At 63.9% G+C, this 16989-nt stretch carries 15 protein-coding genes; 7 read left to right on the top strand and 8 right to left on the bottom strand.

Annotated features, from left to right (window positions below; genetic code table 11):
• Positions 1-507: 507 nt before the first annotated feature.
• The 4 genes from aptA (at position 508) to GGR23_RS02455 (ending at position 4986) form a co-directional block, all read left to right on the top strand.
• Positions 508-1836: an omega-aminotransferase AptA gene (aptA, locus tag GGR23_RS02470; protein WP_183364528.1), complete on the top strand. Its 1329-nt coding sequence runs from the start codon at positions 508-510 to the stop codon at positions 1834-1836.
• A 177-nt stretch (positions 1837-2013) separates the two neighbouring features.
• On the top strand, positions 2014-2364 hold the full coding sequence (locus GGR23_RS02465; protein WP_183364527.1) for a GFA family protein: 351 nt from the start codon (positions 2014-2016) through the stop codon (positions 2362-2364).
• Between the two features lie 135 nt (positions 2365-2499).
• Entirely contained in the window at positions 2500-4194 is a 1695-nt protein-coding gene (ade, locus tag GGR23_RS02460) for an adenine deaminase (protein WP_183364526.1), read from the top strand.
• Between the two features lie 6 nt (positions 4195-4200).
• Complete coding sequence (locus tag GGR23_RS02455; RefSeq protein WP_246364857.1) at positions 4201-4986, top strand: potassium channel family protein; 786 nt, start codon at positions 4201-4203, stop codon at positions 4984-4986.
• Positions 4987-4988: 2 nt separating this feature from the next.
• Here the strand turns inward: GGR23_RS02455 and GGR23_RS02450 are convergent, their stop codons facing one another.
• Positions 4989-5456, bottom strand: a complete 468-nt coding sequence (locus GGR23_RS02450; protein WP_183364524.1) for a hypothetical protein — start codon at positions 5454-5456, stop codon at positions 4989-4991.
• A gap of 76 nt (positions 5457-5532) precedes the next feature.
• Positions 5533-7194 carry a beta-galactosidase BglA gene (gene bglA / locus GGR23_RS02445; protein WP_183364523.1) on the bottom strand — a complete coding sequence of 554 codons (1662 nt, stop codon included), beginning with the start codon at positions 7192-7194 and terminating at the stop codon, positions 5533-5535.
• 219 nt (positions 7195-7413) lie between these two features.
• On the opposite strand from bglA, the gene GGR23_RS02440 reads away from it, so the two are divergent.
• The gene (locus GGR23_RS02440; RefSeq protein ID WP_183364522.1) at positions 7414-8346 is read left to right on the top strand and encodes a sugar kinase; all 933 of its coding nucleotides are present in this window, start codon (positions 7414-7416) and stop codon (positions 8344-8346) included.
• Positions 8347-8440: 94 nt separating this feature from the next.
• Entirely contained in the window at positions 8441-9532 is a 1092-nt protein-coding gene (locus tag GGR23_RS02435) for a glycosyltransferase family 4 protein (RefSeq protein ID WP_246364854.1), read from the top strand.
• Between the two features lie 3 nt (positions 9533-9535).
• Here GGR23_RS02435 and der read toward each other — a convergent pair whose 3' ends face one another.
• The 3 genes from der to GGR23_RS02420 all read right to left on the bottom strand — a co-directional run bounded on the left by der (position 9536) and on the right by GGR23_RS02420 (position 12406).
• Positions 9536-10960, bottom strand: coding sequence for a ribosome biogenesis GTPase Der (der, locus tag GGR23_RS02430; protein WP_183364520.1), 1425 nt, complete (start codon positions 10958-10960; stop codon positions 9536-9538).
• A gap of 94 nt (positions 10961-11054) precedes the next feature.
• Positions 11055-11726, bottom strand: a complete 672-nt coding sequence (locus GGR23_RS02425) for a tetratricopeptide repeat protein (RefSeq protein ID WP_183364519.1) — start codon at positions 11724-11726, stop codon at positions 11055-11057.
• A gap of 89 nt (positions 11727-11815) precedes the next feature.
• A complete protein-coding gene (locus GGR23_RS02420) occupies positions 11816-12406 on the bottom strand; it encodes an NnrU family protein (protein WP_183364518.1) in 591 nt (196 codons plus the stop codon).
• Positions 12407-12549: 143 nt separating this feature from the next.
• Between GGR23_RS02420 and GGR23_RS02415 the strand changes: the two genes are divergently transcribed.
• Positions 12550-13563 (top strand): polysaccharide deacetylase family protein, encoded by a 1014-nt coding sequence (locus tag GGR23_RS02415; protein WP_183364517.1) that lies wholly within the window; start codon positions 12550-12552, stop codon positions 13561-13563.
• Positions 13564-13576: 13 nt separating this feature from the next.
• On the opposite strand, the gene sbmA is transcribed toward GGR23_RS02415, so the two are convergent.
• The 3 genes from sbmA to map all read right to left on the bottom strand — a co-directional run bounded on the left by sbmA (position 13577) and on the right by map (position 16927).
• Positions 13577-14815 carry a peptide antibiotic transporter SbmA gene (gene sbmA, locus GGR23_RS02410; protein WP_183364516.1) on the bottom strand — a complete coding sequence of 413 codons (1239 nt, stop codon included), beginning with the start codon at positions 14813-14815 and terminating at the stop codon, positions 13577-13579.
• 113 nt (positions 14816-14928) lie between these two features.
• Positions 14929-16095, bottom strand: a complete 1167-nt coding sequence (locus tag GGR23_RS02405) for a YbfB/YjiJ family MFS transporter (protein ID WP_183364515.1) — start codon at positions 16093-16095, stop codon at positions 14929-14931.
• A gap of 76 nt (positions 16096-16171) precedes the next feature.
• The gene (gene map / locus GGR23_RS02400) at positions 16172-16927 is read right to left on the bottom strand and encodes a type I methionyl aminopeptidase (RefSeq protein WP_183364514.1); all 756 of its coding nucleotides are present in this window, start codon (positions 16925-16927) and stop codon (positions 16172-16174) included.
• Between the last annotated feature and the right edge of the window lie 62 nt (positions 16928-16989).

The raw sequence follows: 16989 nt of genomic DNA, 5'->3' as shown, positions 1-16989 counted from the left end.
GGCGCCTGACGAGGCATCCTGCCCTTTCGTGCCCTCCGCTCGCCCCCCCCCCGGAAACAAGGAGGCCCCTGATGCTTGCGCGTCAGGGGCCTTTCTGTTTGACCGCCGGTCAGTGGATCGGAGCCGAAGATCCCTTCTAGCCCTGTCGAAATCGACGCCCCTACCCGCGCTTGAGAGATGGCAGTCACAACTTGTGCAAGGCTTGCCACCAGTCATTGCAACGCATATTTCTTGATAAGAATGTGACTATTTTCGTGATAACGCCCGGGACGCACCGTCGGTGAGCTGCCGAGGAGCCATCCGGCCGGCGCCTTGCGGAATCACTGGTTTCGATGGACCCATTTCACCTTTTGCTTTGACATTGCATCGGGCGACTCTGACAATTCCGCAGATTGCAGCCTGCCGCGACGGAACCGGAGCCTCCGGAACGCGCGAGGACCCCGGCAGGCAGGCGCTGACAACGAGGGGAAAATTGGCCACCCGCAGATGAGGCCAAGGAGAAGATGAATGTCTGACCGTATGAATGCCACGCCCAATGACATGCGCGCCTTCTGGATGCCGTTCACCGCGAACCGCCAGTTCAAGAAGGAGCCGCGCCTCTTCGTCGGGGCGAAGGACATGTATTACACGACCCATGACGGCCGCACCGTTCTCGACGGCACCGCAGGCCTCTGGTGCGTGAATGCCGGCCACTGCCGCCCCAAGATCACCGAGGCGATCCGCCAGCAGGCAGGCGAGCTTGATTACGCGCCCGCCTTCCAGCTCGGCCACCCCAAGGCCTTCGAGCTGGCCAACCGGCTGATCGACATCGCGCCCGAGGGCATGGGCCACGTTCTCTACACCAATTCCGGTTCCGAATCCGTCGAGACCGCGCTCAAGGTGGCCCTCGCCTACCAGCGCGTGAAGGGCCAGGGCAGCCGCACCCGCCTCATCGGTCGCGAGCGCGGCTATCACGGCGTGAACTTCGGCGGCATCTCCGTCGGTGGCATCGTGGCAAACCGCAAGATGTTCGGCACGCTGCTGACCGGCGTCGACCACATGCCGCACACCCACAACCTCGCGAAGAATGCCTTTACCCGCGGCATGCCGGAGCATGGCGGCGATCTCGCCACCGAGCTCGAGCGGATCGTCACGCTGCATGATGCCTCGACCATTGCTGCCGTCATAGTCGAGCCGGTGGCAGGCTCCACGGGCGTTCTCATCCCGCCGAAAGGTTACCTCCAGAAACTGCGCGAAATCTGCACCAAGCACGGCATCCTGCTGATCTTCGACGAAGTTATCACCGGCTTCGGCCGCCTCGGCGCGCCCTTCGCCGCCCAGTATTTCGACGTGAAGCCGGACATCATCACCACGGCCAAGGGCCTCACCAACGGCGTGATCCCCATGGGGGCGGTTTTCGTTACCAACGAGATCCACGATGCCTTCATGACCGGCCCGGAGCACATGATCGAGTTCTTCCACGGCTACACCTATTCGGGTAATCCGATCGCCTCCGCCGCCGCCCTCGGTACGCTCGATACCTACCGGGAAGAAGGCCTGCTGACCCGCGCGGCCGAACTCGCCGGCTACTGGGAAGATGCGCTGCATTCGCTGAAGGACTGCCCCAATGTCATCGACATCAGGAACATCGGCCTCATCGGTGCGATCGAGCTGGAGCCGATTGCCGGCGAGCCCACCAAGCGCGCCTTCTCCGCCTTCCTCAAGGCCTACGAGAAGGGTCTGCTGATCCGCACCACCGGCGACATCATCGCGCTTTCGCCGCCGCTGATCATCGAGAAGGCGCAGATCGACGAGCTGTTCACCAAGCTGCGCGACGTGCTGATGAACAATATCTGATGCCTCCCAAACGGCATTCGGAGCGGCCCCTTCAGGGGCCGTTCTTCGTTCCGGTCGTCTCGATCAAGAAAACGCCCGCCACCCGCAGAGGGAAAGGCGCTGTCAACTCCCCTGATCCGGCGCTTGATACCCGCAGGTTGACGCACTAGCCTCGCCGGACAACCAGGAGGAAGAATCATGGCATTCGAAGGCAGCTGCCACTGCGGCAAGGTCACCTATTCGGTAGAAGGCGACATGCCGACGACCGCCATCAGCTGCAACTGCTCCCATTGCCGCCGGAAGGGCTTCCTGCTGGCCTTCTTTCCCCGGGAACAGTTCACGCTCACGGCTGGCGAGGACGCCCTTCAGACTTACCGTTTCAATACCCACCGGCTGGAACATCTCTTCTGCAAGACCTGCGGAACCCAAGGCTTCGCCTATGGCAGCGGCCCGGACGGCAAGCCCATGGCCGCCGTCAATCTTCGCTGCGTACCGGCCTGCGATCTCGACGCACTCAGCCTCCACAAGGTGGATGGCGCCTCTTTCTGAGGGGCATGGCAGACGGAGCCGGCTACAAGGTGGCCGTCACACTTGAAGACCGATCTGCGGCCTGACCCCTTCCCCACCGCGCCCATTCATGGCTAGAGTCGCGGTGAATCGCACAATCGAAGGAAGCAGGCCGGCATGAGCGAAAGACTGGAGAGGCTGATCGATCAGGGCACGGGCCGCATGCCTGCGGATATCGTGCTGAAGAACGGGCGCTTCTTCGATCTGGTCACGGGCGAGCTTGTGGCTTCCGACATCGCAATCGCGGGCGACCGCATCGTCGGCACCGGCGAATCCTATGAGGGGCGGGAGGAGATCGATATCTCCGGGCGCATCGTGGTACCCGGCTTCATCGATACCCACCTCCACATCGAGAGCTCGCTCGTCACGCCTCACGAATTCGATCGCTGCGTGCTGCCCTACGGTGTCACCACCGCGATCTGCGATCCCCACGAGATCGCCAACGTGCTCGGGACGGAAGGCATCCAGTTCTTTCTGGATTCGGCTGTCGAGACGATCATGGACATCCGCGTGCAGCTGTCCTCCTGCGTGCCGGCAACCCATCTCGAAACGTCCGGCGCGGACCTGCCCATCGAGCGGCTCCTGCCCTTCCGCAACCATCCGAAGGTCATCGGGCTTGCCGAATTCATGAATTTCCCGGGCGTCGTCCACAAGGACCCCACCTGCCTGGCGAAACTCGACGCCTTCTATGGCGATCACATCGACGGCCATGCGCCGCTTCTCTCCGGCCGGGATCTCAACGGCTATCTTTCCGCCGGCATCCGTACGGAGCACGAATGCACCAACGTGCCGGAAGCGCTCGAGAAGATCCGCAAGGGCATGCATATCCTCGTGCGGGAGGGCTCGGTCTCGAAGGACCTTCACGCCCTGATGCCGATCATCACCGAACGGCTCTCGCCCTTTCTCGCGCTCTGCACGGATGATCGCAACCCGCTCGACATCGCCGAGGAAGGGCATCTGGATTACATGATCCGCACCGCCATCGCCCATGGCGTGGAGCCGCTTGCCATCTACCGCGCCGCTTCCATTTCCGCCGCCCGGGCCTTCGGCCTGAGAGATCGTGGTCTGGTCGCGCCGGGATGGCGCGCCGACCTCGTCGTCATCGACAACCTGGAAAACTGCAAGGCGGAGATGGTCATGGCGGCGGGACGGCGTGTGACCCCCGCCCTCTTCGATGCCCGCAAGCCGGTTGCCCCGGTCGGCCTCGACAGCGTGCGCGCGCCTGCCGTGACAGCAGCCGATTTCGCGGTGCCCGCCAGCGAGGGCGAGGTGCCGGTGATCGGTGTTCTGCCGGGAAAGATCATCACCGAGCACCGGCGCTATAGCCTGCCCGCCCGCGGAAACCAGACGAGCCTCGATCTCGCGAACGACATCATCAAGGTCGCCGTCATCGAGCGGCACGGGAAAAACGGCAATCATGCCAATGGCTTCGTCCAGGGTTTCGGGCTGAAGAAGGGTGCAATCGCCTCTACCGTCGGTCACGACAGCCATAACATCTGCGTCGTGGGTGTCAGCGAGGATGACATGGCTCTTGCGGCAAACCGCCTCTCGGAGATCAAGGGGGGCTTCGTGGTGGTCGAGGATGGGCGCGTCACGGGGGAAATTGCCCTTCCGGTGGCCGGCCTGATGAGCCTCGAGCCCTACGAGAGCGTGCGCGATACACTCCACCACCTGCGGCAGGCTGCCTATGCGCTCGGCACCACCCTGACCGAACCCTTCCTGCAGGTGGCCTTCCTGCCGCTTCCCGTCATTCCCCATCTCAAGATATCCGACCGCGGCATGGTCGATGTCGACCGTTTCGCTCTTCTGTGAATGATCATGCATCGCAACGGACATCATCACCGCAGCCGCTTCGTGCGTCATCTCAGGAGCCTGTATCAGGGGCAGCACCGCGCGGCCCTGCGTTTCCAGGCCTTCATGGCCGTGGTCGATATCGGCATCATCGCCTTCTTCCTGGCGCAGCCATACCTGAGGGACAAGGCGAGCTTCCTGCTGCTCGATTATGCCTTCGCCCTGTGGATCATGGGCGATCTTCTGGCGCAGTATCTCGTTGCTCGCGACCGGCGGCGGTTCCTGCTGTCGCCGATGATCTATGTCGACATCGCGATCCTCGCCACGCTGCTCCTGCCGCACATGCTGGTCAGCTTCGCCTTCCTGCGCGCCATGCGGATCTGGGCAATCGCGCGGCGTCCCATCCTGAAGGCAGCGCTCCGGCATTTCCATCTTTCGATGTGGACGGATGTGGTGCGGGCCACCATCAACATGGTGGTGTTCCTCTTCACCGCTTCGGGCTTTGTCTACACCTTCTTCTTCCAGCAGCGCGAATCCGGCAACGGCTTCGTCGATGCTCTTTATTTCACCGTCACGACCATGACGACGACGGGGTTCGGCGACATCACGCTGCCGGGAACCGCGGGCAAGCTGACATCGATCATCATGATGATCGTCGGGATTTCCCTTTTCGTCCGGCTGGCGCAGGCACTGGTCCGGCCGTTCAAGGTCACCTATCCCTGCCCGAAATGCGGCCTGTCCCGCCATGACACGGACGCGGTGCACTGCAAGGCATGCGGGCACCTGCTCAACATTCCTGACGAGGGGATCTGAAACTATCCCGCTGCCTTGAGCTTCCGGTTGCAGAGGCTGTAGAAACCGCCGCCCGGCTGGATCCAGCGAAGGCCGTTCAGCGCGCCCGCCTTCTTTGCGGCCCGATAGGCATCGGAACAGGTGTGAAGCCGGGCACGCGAGGGCTTCTCCGCCGCATATTTGGGGTCGATCGCTGCCGGCATGGCAGCAACGACGGCGGCAGGTGCAGGCGCTGCCGGCGTCGCCGCAGCCGCGGTTGAGCCGCCCTGTTGCGCGGCAACCGGCGCTGCCGCCGCGCTCCCGGTGGTCGGTCCGGCTTCGGTGCAGGTGCCCGTGCGGAATTCGGACCAGTTACGGGTGCCGAGCGTGCCGTTCTTCTTGGCCGCCTGATAAAGCGCGCTGCAGTCCTTGAGGCTCATTGCCCCCGCCGGCAAGGCCATGCCGACGACAAAGCCGAGCCCCACGGAAACAAGCAATGCCAACCCACGCATGAGACAACCCTCCGCAATTCAAGGATGGCTTCAGCATGGCGTGCGATTGCGCTTTTGTAAAGAATATTCGAATATCTTACTTTTCGACTGGAATGCGGTAGCACTGGACGCTGAGCGGCAGCACCATCAGGCTGTCTCCCGCCTCCTCGACCGCAAACCCCGGAAGCGCGACCGGTGCCGCCTTTGCAAGCGTCGCATCCGCCTCGATGGTCACGGGTGCGCGGGTCAGGTTGAAGTAGAAGCGCAGCCGCTCCTCCCCCTTTTCCCGCTCGAAGATCAGCACGTCCTGATTGGTGTCGACGAACCGGAAGCTGCCGTCGCGCAGCACGTCGTGCTCGTTGCGGAAGGCGAGCATCCGCCGGTAATGATTGAGCACCGAGGCGGGATCGTGATCCTGCTTGTCGACGGAGAGGCCGGTATGGCTGCGCGATACCGGCAGCCAGGCCTTGTCGGCGGCGGTGAAACCGGCGTGGCGGGCGGTCGAGTCCCATACCATCGGCGTGCGGCACCCGTCGCGACCCTTGAAGGCCGGCCAGAAGCGGATGCCGTAGGGGTCGCGCAGGTCCTCGAAGGCGAGTTCCGCCTCCGGCAGGCCGAGCTCCTCGCCCTGATAGAGGCAGATCGAACCGCGCATGGCGGAAAGCAGGGTGATGCAGAGCTTGGCCATGTGGTCGCGCTCGCCCGGATTGGCGATGAAGCGCGAGACATGGCGCTGCACGTCGTGGTTGGAAAAGGCCCAGCAGACCCAGCCATCCCGCACTCTCGTCTCGAAGGCGCTGATGCACTTGCGGAAATGCGCGGCGCTGAACTCCGGGCCAAGCAGGTCGAACGTGTAGCACATGTGCAGCTTGTCGCCGCCGCTGGTATAGGTGGCAAGCGTCTGCAGCGAGCGGGTACCGTCGCCCACCTCTCCCACCGTCGCGCGGTCGGGATAGAGATCGAGCAGCGAGCGGATGCGCGTCATGAAGGCGACGTTCTCCGGCTGGCTCTTGTCATAGAGGTGGATCTGCATGCCGTAGGGGTTCGTTTCGGGCGCATCGTTGCCCATTTCGGCATCGGGATCGGCGGGCGGATTGTTCTCCAGCCCCTTGCTGTGGAAGTAGTAGTTGACCGTATCGAGCCGGAAACCGTCCACCCCGCGGTCGAGCCAGAACTTCAGCACCTGCAGCACGGCATCCTGCACATCGGGGTTGTGGAAGTTGAGGTCGGGCTGCGAGGTGAGGAAATTGTGCATGTAGAACTGGCGGCGAACGCCGTCCCACTCCCAGGCAGGACCGCCGAAGATCGACAGCCAGTTGTTGGGCGGATTGCCATCGGGCTTGGGGTCGGCCCACACATACCAGTCGGATTTGGCGTTGGTGCGGCTTTCCCGGCTTTCCTTGAACCAGGGATGCTGGTCCGACGTATGGGAAATCACCTGGTCGATGATCACCTTGAGGCCGAGGCGGTGGGCTTCCGCCAGCATTTCGTCGAAATCAGAAAGCGTGCCGAACATCGGATCGACATCGCAGTAATCCGATACGTCGTAGCCCATGTCGGCCTGTGGCGACTTGAAGAATGGCGAGAGCCAGATGGCGTCGACGCCGAGCGAGGCGATGTAGGGCAGCCTCAGGGTTACGCCCTGCAAGTCGCCGATGCCGTCAGCGGTGGTGTCCTGGAAGGAACGCGGATAGACCTGATAGATGGCGGCACCGCGCCACCAGTCCGCACCGCGGGACACACGCTTCGTCTCGGTCATCGGCTACTCCTCGTGCATGTCGTGCTGTGGCGGACCGGGACCGGCCCGTCGGTGAATACGGTTTTCAACAGGATAACCATCTAACCACCTGCCTGGGTCCCGTAAACCGGTGCCATTTCCGAAAAAGCTGGTTTATTCATCGGACGTGATGAAAGGCTGTGGATGGATCGGGCGCAGCACTTCAGGGTAGAACGGCCATGGCTGCGCGAGGGGAATCACATGGAGAGCAACCGGCTGCTGGCAATCGGCGAATGCATGGTGGAACTGGCGCCCGTCGATGGCGGCCAGTACAAATCCTCCTATGCCGGGGATACCTTCAACACCGCCTGGTACGCGCGGGAACTTCTGCCGCCCGACATGCATGTGGACTATGCCACCGCCCTCGGAAGCGACACGCTTTCGGAGGGGCTCGTCAACTTCATGCATGATGCCGGGATAGGCATCAGCGCCGTCCGCATCATCCGCGACGCCCGTATCGGCCTTTACATGATCCGGCTGGACGAGGCCGGGGAGCGAAGCTTCATCTACTGGCGCGATACGTCGGCCGCGCGAAAGCTGGCGGCGGATCCCGCCCATCTCAGAAGGGCGATAGAGCGGGCCGGCGTCATCCACTTTTCCGGCATCACGCTGGCGATCCTGCCGCCGGGGGACCGCGAATCGCTGCTTGCCGAGCTGCGGCGGGCAAAGGCCGCGGGTGCGCTCATCTCCTTCGATCCGAATGTACGTCCAAGCCTCTGGGAAAGCCGGGAAGCCATGGGCGAAGCCTGCGAGGCCGCCGCGCGGGCTTCCACGCTGCTTCTGCCCGGCCTTGACGAGGAGGTAACCCATTTCGGCGTCGCCAGCGAGGCGGAAGCGATCGACCGCTACCGAAGCCTCGGCGTTGCGAACATCGTTCTCAAGAAGGGCAGCGAGGGAGCGACGGTCCATCAGGATGGCGCGACCACATCCATTCCGCCGGCCTTTGCGCCCCGTATCATCGATACCACTGCCGCCGGCGACAGCTTCGACGGTGCGGTGCTGGCAAGCCTGATGCAGGGCGACGGCCTGGATCGTGCGGCCCGCAAGGCAGCCATCGTTGCCTCGGAGGTCATCGGCCAGCGGGGCGCGCTCGTGCGCATCAGCATGCGGCTGCAGAAGCATCGCAAGGTCTGAACCGGCTGTCACATGCCCCTTACATTCCCGCGGCACAATGCCGGTCGCGAGCCGGGCTTATCCGGCACGGGCCTCTCGCCGAGTGGGGATGCGCATGCACAGAATTACCATCGTCACGGATGCCTGGCACCCGCAGGTGAACGGCGTCGTGCGGTCGATCGAGAACACCATCCTTCATCTGAGCGATCTCGGGGCCGACGTGCGCCTCATCACCCCTTCCGGCTTTCGCAGCATTCCCTGCCCCACCTATCCCGAGATAAGGCTTTCGGTCACGACCTACGGAAAGGTGGCGGCCGCGCTGGAGCGCTGCCGTCCGTCCTTCGTCCACATCGCCACGGAGGGGCCGCTCGGATTGCTGGCGCGCCGCTGGTGCCTGAAGAACGGCCGGCCTTTCACCACCTGCTATCACACCCGCTTTCCTGAGTATGTGGCGGCGCGCTTTCCGGTGCCGGAGGCATGGCTCTATCGCTTCGTCCGCTGGTTTCACAATGCGGGCGCGGCCTGCATGGTCGCAACGCAAAGCCTTGAGGACGAGCTTGCGGCAAGGGGGCTGAAGCGCCTCGTCCGCTGGAGCCGCGGCATCGATACCGACCGCTTCCGGCCGCGCGAGAAGACGCCGGAGCCCTTCGGCCTCAAGCGCCCCCTTTTCGTCAGCATCGGACGGGTCGCGCCCGAAAAGAACCTGCCCGCCTTTCTCGACCTCGACCTCCCCGGTTCGAAAATGGTCGTCGGCGACGGACCGGCGCGCCGGCAGCTCGAGGCACGGTATCCCGACGTGCTGTTTACCGGCGTGAAGCATGGGGAGGACCTTGCAAGGCTGTTCGCGGAGGCCGATGTGTTCGTCTTCCCCAGCAGGACGGATACGTTCGGCAACACCATCCTGGAGGCGCTTGCCTCGGGCGTTCCCGTGGCGGCCTATCCGGTCACCGGCCCGATCGACATCCTGGCCGACCACCGGCAGGCAGGCGCTCTCGACGAGGATCTTCGCCAGGCCTGCCTCCGGGCGCTCTCCTGCGCGCCGGAAGCCGCTCGCCGCGTGGCGGAAACCTACAGCTGGGAAGCCGCAAGCCGGCAGTTTCTCGACAATATCCTCGAGGCGAACGATGTCATGCCGCGCAACCGGACGGGTCTGAAGCGGGTCGTGTCGCGGGTCATCCGCAAGCGGTCCGGCACGGCGGGCCGCTGAGGATCAACGCTTCTTCTTGCGGTTCTCGAACGGGTTGTCCGAGGCGCGATAATGGATGCGGATCGGCACGCCCGGCATCTGGAAATCGTTGCGCAGACCGTTGATCAGGAAGCGCGTATAACTGTCCGGCAGGGCTTCGGGCCGCGTGCAGGAAATCATGAAGGCCGGCGGGCGCGCCTTGACCTGCGTCATGTACTTGAGCTTGAGGCGACGGCCGGAAACGGCCGGCGGCGGATGCTGGATCTGCTGCTGTTCCAGCCACCGGTTGAGACGGGCGGTGGAGATGCGCTTGTTCCACACCCGGTCCGTATCGATGACGCTCTGCATCAGCCTGTCGAGGCCCTCGCCCGTCTGGCCGGAAATCGGCACGGCGCGGATGCCGCGCGCCTGCGGCAGAAGGCGTTCCGTCTTTTCGCGAAGATCGGCAAGCACCGCCTGGCGATCCTCGATCATGTCCCACTTGTTGAAGGCAAGCACTGCCGCGCGCCCCTCGCGCAGCACGAGGTCGACGATCTGCAGGTCCTGCTTCTCGAAGGGGATGGTGGCGTCGAAGACGATCACGACCGTCTCGGCAAAGCGGATGGCGCGAAGGCCATCGGCGACGGAAAGCTTTTCCAGCTTTTCGGTCACCTTCGCCTTGCGGCGCATGCCGGCGGTGTCGAACATCTTGATGGTGCGGCCGCGCCAGTCCCATTCGACCGAAATGGAATCGCGGGTGATGCCCGCTTCCGGGCCGGTGAGCAGCCGGTCTTCCCCGAGGAACCGGTTGATCAGCGTGGACTTGCCCGCATTCGGGCGGCCGACGATGGCGACGCGCAGCGGTTTCGTCTCGTCATAGGCGGGTTCTTCCTCAGCCTCCTCCTCGCCCTCTTCCGGGCGGGGAATGACCACATCGGTCTCTGCCACGTCCTCGGGCTCCGGGAAGGCAACCTCCTCGCCCACTGCCTCGACGATCGCATCGCGAAGGTCGAGCATGCCCTGTCCGTGTTCGGCAGAAATCGGAACGGGGTCGCCGAGGCCGAGCGTGAAGGCATCGTAGAAGCCACCGTCGGAGCCGCGGGCTTCAGACTTGTTGGCAACGAGCACCACCGGCTTGCCGCGCTTGCGCAGCATTTCGGCCAGCATGGAATCGACCGGCGTCAGGCCGCTCTTGGCATCGACCACGAACAGCGTCAGATCAGCCTCGTCTATGGCCGTTTCCGTCTGCTGGCGCATGCGGCCCTGCAGCGTGTCGGGGGCGGCGATTTCAAGACCGGCCGTATCGATGATCTCGAACCGAAGGTCGACAAGCTTTGCCTGGCCCGGGCGGCGGTCGCGGGTAACGCCGGGCGTGTCATCCACCAGCGCAAGCTTCTTTCCAACCAGCCGGTTGAAAAGCGTGGATTTTCCGACATTCGGGCGCCCGACAATGGCAACGGTAAAGCTCATCGGATTTCTTTCGTGTTTGGCCGCGAGGGCTCTTCTTGTTCTTGGCCGCCCGCCCGGCGTTTCCGGACGGAACGGCGGCGTCGATGACCGGCGGTTACTGGGCCTTGCCGGAAGCGGCAATCACGTCGAGCAGCATCTGCGCCCGGCGGCCGACATTGCGCGGCGTTTCCTGATCGTCGGCAATGGCCGTGAACCACTCCTTGGCACGCTTGTAGTCGCCGAGCCGGTAGGCGGTCACCCCCAGAACCTCGCGGGCCGAATGGCGCAGTGGATTGGTGGTGGCGGTCAGCGCCTCGGCCTCTGCCGAAACCTGCTCGTAGGTCCCCGTATCGGCCAGCAGCCAGGCGGCACGCAGATGGGCGACATCCTGGATGGCGGGCTGGATGCCGCTGTCCTTGGCGATCGCCTGGAAATCGGCAATCGCACCGGCGGTGTCGCCCTTCTCGGATTTCAGTGCGGCAGCGCGCATGCGCGCCAGCACCGGATAGGAGGCAAAACCGTCCTGCTCGAGCTTGGAGAGAGCAGCCAGCGCCTCATCCTGCTTGTTGGCCTTGGCAAGATCGTTGGCGGCGAGGAATGCATCGCCGGAGGCGGATGCCTGGCTGGACTGCCAATAGGCATAGATGCGCTCGCCGGCCGTACCGATCACGATGACGGCGGCAAGGGCGATGACGAAACGACCATAGCGCTGCCAGGCGGTCTTGAACTGGTCCGACCGGAGCTCCTCGTTTACTTCGCGAATAAAACTATCGTCGTTGAATGCCATTCCTGTCTCCGCATGCCCGTGTCGGGCCAAAGTCCTTGGCGCGTTCTACCCATATTTTCCCGGCTTTGTAAGCCCTTTTCCTGAGGCCTTCAGCCAGCCATCGGAATCGGCACGCCGATCAGCCAGAGATGCAGGCCCTTGATCAGCGCAATCGCAAGGCCGAGACCGATCACCACGGCGACGAGATCCCAGATCCAGCCCACATAGGCTCGCTCGGTGACCTCGCCGGCACGGGCCCGCCGCTTCACGGCTATGCGCAGCACGACCGCCCAGGCAAGGAAGGCCGCGAAGGTGACGACGGAATAGGCCTCGCCGTTCACCAGCAGGTGGGCAAGCGCCCAGACCTTGACCGAGGTAATGAGCGGATGGCGCGTCTTCGTGGCAATGTAACCGGCCGGCAGAACGCTCGACACCGCCAGGATCAGCGCGATCAGCATGAGCGTTACCGTGAGGTGCACCATCCATGCCGGCGCGACATAGAGCGGCTCGCCGCTTTCCAGGCGCGCCTGCCCGAAGCCGTAGACCAGCAATGCCAGCGTGGCGATCGACAAGACCGAATAGAGGCCCATGTAGGCAGGGCGGCCCATCGAGGCGATCAGCGATTGACGAAGGCCGGGCGCCACGACGCGCAGCATGTGAAAGCCCAAGAATGCGATGAGTCCGATTATGAGGAGAGCCATGTTTTCCTGATCCTGCGACAGGGCGGGCGGCGCCACGCCATTCACTTCGTTTCGTACCTTCTCCGGGCAGGGAAGGAAAGCCTGATCAAAGCTTTGCCGCAATCAAGCGGCATTGTCCGCTTGTCATTTGAAAGGTTTTTCCGTTGCGTTTCGTCAAGTATGCCGTTCCCCTCCTGGCGCTGGCCTCGCCGGCCCTGTCTTCTGAGCGGCCCGAGCAGCTCGTCATCGTGTCCTTCGATGGTGCCCACGACAATGCGCTGTGGGTGAAGAGCCGCGCGATGGCGAAGCGCACCGGTGCCCATTTCACCTATTTCTTCTCCTGCACCTTCCTCAAGCGCTGGGGTTCGCCCGAGCAGCTGTCCTATCGTGCGCCGCATCACTCGGCCGGCAAATCGGCAACGGGGTTTGCCCAGACGGACCGCGAAATCCGGATTCGCCTGGATCACCTCTGGAACGCCCATCTCGAAGGGCATGAGATCGCAAGCCATGTCTGCGGCCATTTCGACGGCAGCACCTGGACGAAGGCCGACTGGCTGAATGAATTTGCAAGCTTCCGGCAGGCGCTCCTCGATGGCTGGAAGGTGGCCGGCATCCCGCAATGGGAGCCGAAGGAATGGCGCGATTTCGTGTCGAGGCAAATCGTCGGCTTTCGCGCCCCTTATCTTGCGCCGGGCGAGGCCCTGCCGGAAGCGGTGCGTGCCGCGGGCTTTGCCTATGACGCGAGCCTCATCGCCAAGAAACCATCCCTTCCGGTGATGGACCGCGGCCTGCCGCGCTTCGCACTGCCGCTGATCCCGGAAGGCCCCAGGGGCAAGCCGGTCATTGCCATGGATTACAATCTCTATGCCCGTCATTCCGGCCTTCGCGAGGAGCCGGCACGCTCTTCGGAATTCGAGGAACGGACGCTGGCCGCCTACCGCGCGGCCTTCGACCGGGAGTTTCAGGGCGGCCGCCGTCCGCTGGAACTCGGCTTCCATTTCGTGGAGATGAATGGCGGCGCCTACTGGCGCGCGCTCGACCGTTTCCTCGCCGAAACCTGCCGCAAGCCGGGCGTGGCCTGCGTGTCCTACCGGGAAGCCCTCGAGCGGCTGAATGCCCGTCTTCCGGTCGAAAAGGCGGAAGGCGGCACGGATGTCCGCGCCGCCTCCCCGCTCTGATCCTGTTTGAACGTCAGGCGTTTACCGGCTCGTCTTCGATGGCATCGAGCGGCTTGTCCTCGATCTGCGCCTCGAAGGCGCGCAGACGCTTGTAGATGGACAGCAGCTCGATGATCGTCGGCCAGACGCTTACCAGGTACTGGAAGGACGAGGCGACCTGACCGAAGGCGCCCGAAATCTGGTTCAGCGCGCCGAGCGAGATCTTGCCCGCAATGATCGAGGGCGCCAGCACCAGGATCGAGAACACGTTGTTGATCTGCAGGTAGAAGCTGCGGGCGACGTTGAAATAGAGATAGTGGAAGTAGAGGCGGAAATAGTTTTTCCTGACATCGTCGAAGAGCTCGGCGACCGTCATGGGATCGGCCCTGTCCGCCCTGTCTTCTCCATAGACCAGCTCCTTGCGGTAGGCCGCCTCGACCCGCTGGTTGCGGAATTCCAGGCCGGGAAGCCTTATGCCGACGACGGCCAGGAGAACGGTTCCGAAAAGCGACCAGAAGATCGCAGCCGAGAGCAGCGGATAGGGAATGGCACCCACCAGCGGCAGTTCGGTCACGTTTGCCGAAAGCCGGATCAGAACCGGGGTGAAGGCAATCAGCGTCATGACGCTGTCGATCAGGCTGACGCCGAGGTCTTCTGTGGTGCGCGCAAAGCGCATGGTGTCTTCCTGCACACGCTGCGAGGCACCTTCCACGCTGCGCAGTTTCGGCCAGTAGGACATGTAGTAGTCGTTCATGGCGGTCCGCCAGCGGAACACGTAGTGGCTGACGAAGAAGCGGGTCACCACCGAAACCGCGACGGCGATGAGGGCGATCGACAGGAAGATCCAGATCTGGCCGTAGAATTCACCGTCCGTCACCACCCGCGCCTTTGAAACGGCAGCCTGGATCATGTCCCAGAAGGGACCGTACCAGTTGTTGATGGCCACACTCACCTGAACCTGGAAATAGGTGACGAAGAGGATAGCGATCGAGCCGAGTACCGACCAGCGCTGCCAGGGATGGGGCGAGAGCCTTGCCCAGGCCAGGTAGAACGCGCCCGCCATGAGGGCAAAATACAGATAGAACCAGAGGAAATCCGGCTGCACGAAGGTGGTGACGCCGATGACGGGCGGGGCATCGGGCGCCGGTGCCCCCATGCCGAGCGCGGCACCCCATTCGGCGACGAGCCCGTACCAGAGCCCGATCGACAGGATTGCCCAGACAACGGCGGAGGTGAAGAACAGGCGGGGATTGGGAAAGAAGGATTTGAACACGGGGCGGCCCAGCTATGGTTTGCTCTTGGCCGGATGACTTCCGGCGTTTGGCCGCAGACCCTAGAGAAACGCCCCGGTTTCAGCAATATTGCCCGGCCGTACCTTTCGGTTTTTTAATGGGAGCCTCGCCCCGGCGCCACCAGCGCACCCAGCCCCAGCACGGCCGCGGCAATGAGGCTGGCAAGGAGATAATCTCCCGTCAGATCGACGAGATGGCCGGCAGCGACGGGACCCACGATCTGGCCGATGCCGAAACCCGCCGTCATCAGCGCCATGACCCGGCGCGGGCTCTCGGGCGAAAGGGCGCGCCCGATCTGAAGCGCATAGGCCGTCACCACGATGAAGGTGCCGCCGAAGAGCAGCCCGCCGATGACGGGCGCGATGGCTGCGGGCAGCAGCACCATCGCGACGCTGCCCAGCGCTTCCAGAGCCAGCGCCAGCCGGTAGGTGGTGTTGACGCCCCGGGTGGAAAGCATCGGCTGCCACAGGAAGAGCGATACCATGCCTGCAAGCCCCGAGATCAGCCAGCAGAGGAACTCCACCGAATGGCCGGACGCACCCTCGCGCGCCATCACCACCAGGAAGGTGCCCGCGACCACATAGCCGAAGCCGAAGAAGGCATAGGAGAGGATGAGCCGCAGCATGGCCCCCGTCCAGAGCATCGGCGGTTCCGCGCCGCCCCGCCCTGCCGTGCCCTGCCCCTTCGGCAAGAGGAAGAGGATCGCTGCACCCGCCGCAAGGACCAGTCCCGCCCCCGCCAGCCACTCAGAACGCCAGTGCGGCGGCTCTGCTCCGAGGAGAGGCACCGCGACGAAGCTGACGAAGGCCGACAGCGCAATGCCGAAGCCGACCCCGCCGAAATGCATGGCCTGCACGCGCGCATCGCCGCGTGCGGCAGACAGCACGAGTGCCGAGGTGAAGACGAGGCCGAAGGCGCTTGCCAGCCCCGCGAGAAAGCGGATCGCCATGAAGGCGGAAAGGGAGGAGACAAGCGCCATTGCCCCGAGAAGTGCGGCGGTCAAAGTAAGGGCAGCCATGACGATTCGGCGCTCCATGCCCTGCGCCCAGGTTCCGGCGGCAAGAAAGGCACCGGCAAGATAGCCCGCGAAATTGGCGGCCGCGATCAGTCCCGCATCGCCCGCCGACAGACCGAGGTCCGCCATCATTCCCGGCAGGATCGGCGTGAAGGAGAAGCGACCGAACCCCATGAAGCAGGCAAGCGACAGCGCGCCGGCAAGCCCGAGGCTGAAGGGAAAGGGTGGAGCGTCTGCGCGGTTCATGGCCTATCCCTGCGCTCTCGGAGCGCGTCTGGCAAACGCCTTTCGATGAACCCGCTCTCAGGAAATTTGATGGTTGTCAGTCGGCGAGCGTCAGGACGATCGGGCCGTTGCGGGTGGCGACGATCGTATGCTCGAACTGCACCGTCAGCGCCTTCGGCGCGCTGTAGAGCGTCCAATGGTCATCGCCGCCGCCATCTTCGGCGAAATGGCCGCCCAGCGACAGGAAGGGTTCGATGGTGAAGACGAGGCCATCTTCCATGATCCGGTCCTCGTCCGGGTCCGGCCAGGTGGAAAGCTCGGACGGCTCCTCATGCAGGGACCGGCCGATGCCGTGGCTGGCGAGATTCTGGATCAGGCTGTAGCGGTTCTTGCTCGCAAAGGCGCCGATCGCCTGCCCGATCTGCGCCAGCGGCTGGCCGGCCTTCACCTGGTTGAGGCCGATCCAGAGCGCCCGCTTGCCGTCGCGCACGAGGCGGGAGGTCTTCGCCGCCACGGGCGGCACCGCAAAGGATGCTCCCGTATCGGAAAAGAAGCCATCCTTGACTGCGGAGACATCGATGTTGACGAGGTCGCCCGGCTGGATCACACGCGGTCCCGGAATCCCATGCGCCACCTCCTCGTTGACACTGATGCAGGTCGCGCCCGGGAACTGGTAGCAGAATTCCGGCGCCGACTGTGCGCCCCGGCCCTCGAGAACGCGCCGGCCGATGAGATCGAGCTCGGCGGTCGTGATCCCCGGGCGAAGCGCCTCGCTCATCGCCTTCAGCGCATCGGCACAGATGCGGCCGATGGCCTTCAGCTTCTCGAGTTCGTCGTCCGTCTTCACGATCATTGCGCATACCCACTCTTGCAGCGGGCGGAAGCCGCGCTTGCCAAAATGGGCGATTTGGTCCG

The organism is Gellertiella hungarica (assembly GCF_014197145.1).
Classification (GTDB): domain Bacteria; phylum Pseudomonadota; class Alphaproteobacteria; order Rhizobiales; family Rhizobiaceae; genus Gellertiella; species Gellertiella hungarica.
The sequence above is the reverse complement of the archived record's forward strand: the minus strand, read 5'-3'. Positions and strand labels throughout refer to the sequence as shown.

Coding starts and splice junctions, on each gene's coding strand:
- aptA (WP_183364528.1), top strand. CDS start 508: ATGTCTGACCGTATGAATGCCACGCCCAATGACATGCGCGCCTTCTGG.
- GGR23_RS02465 (WP_183364527.1), top strand. CDS start 2,014: ATGGCATTCGAAGGCAGCTGCCACTGCGGCAAGGTCACCTATTCGGTA.
- ade (WP_183364526.1), top strand. CDS start 2,500: ATGAGCGAAAGACTGGAGAGGCTGATCGATCAGGGCACGGGCCGCATG.
- GGR23_RS02455 (WP_246364857.1), top strand. CDS start 4,201: ATGCATCGCAACGGACATCATCACCGCAGCCGCTTCGTGCGTCATCTC.
- GGR23_RS02450 (WP_183364524.1), bottom strand. CDS start 5,456: ATGCGTGGGTTGGCATTGCTTGTTTCCGTGGGGCTCGGCTTTGTCGTC.
- bglA (WP_183364523.1), bottom strand. CDS start 7,194: ATGACCGAGACGAAGCGTGTGTCCCGCGGTGCGGACTGGTGGCGCGGT.
- GGR23_RS02440 (WP_183364522.1), top strand. CDS start 7,414: ATGGAGAGCAACCGGCTGCTGGCAATCGGCGAATGCATGGTGGAACTG.
- GGR23_RS02435 (WP_246364854.1), top strand. CDS start 8,441: ATGCACAGAATTACCATCGTCACGGATGCCTGGCACCCGCAGGTGAAC.
- der (WP_183364520.1), bottom strand. CDS start 10,960: ATGAGCTTTACCGTTGCCATTGTCGGGCGCCCGAATGTCGGAAAATCC.
- GGR23_RS02425 (WP_183364519.1), bottom strand. CDS start 11,726: ATGGCATTCAACGACGATAGTTTTATTCGCGAAGTAAACGAGGAGCTC.
- GGR23_RS02420 (WP_183364518.1), bottom strand. CDS start 12,406: ATGGCTCTCCTCATAATCGGACTCATCGCATTCTTGGGCTTTCACATG.
- GGR23_RS02405 (WP_183364515.1), bottom strand. CDS start 16,095: ATGAACCGCGCAGACGCTCCACCCTTTCCCTTCAGCCTCGGGCTTGCC.
- map (WP_183364514.1), bottom strand. CDS start 16,927: ATGATCGTGAAGACGGACGACGAACTCGAGAAGCTGAAGGCCATCGGC.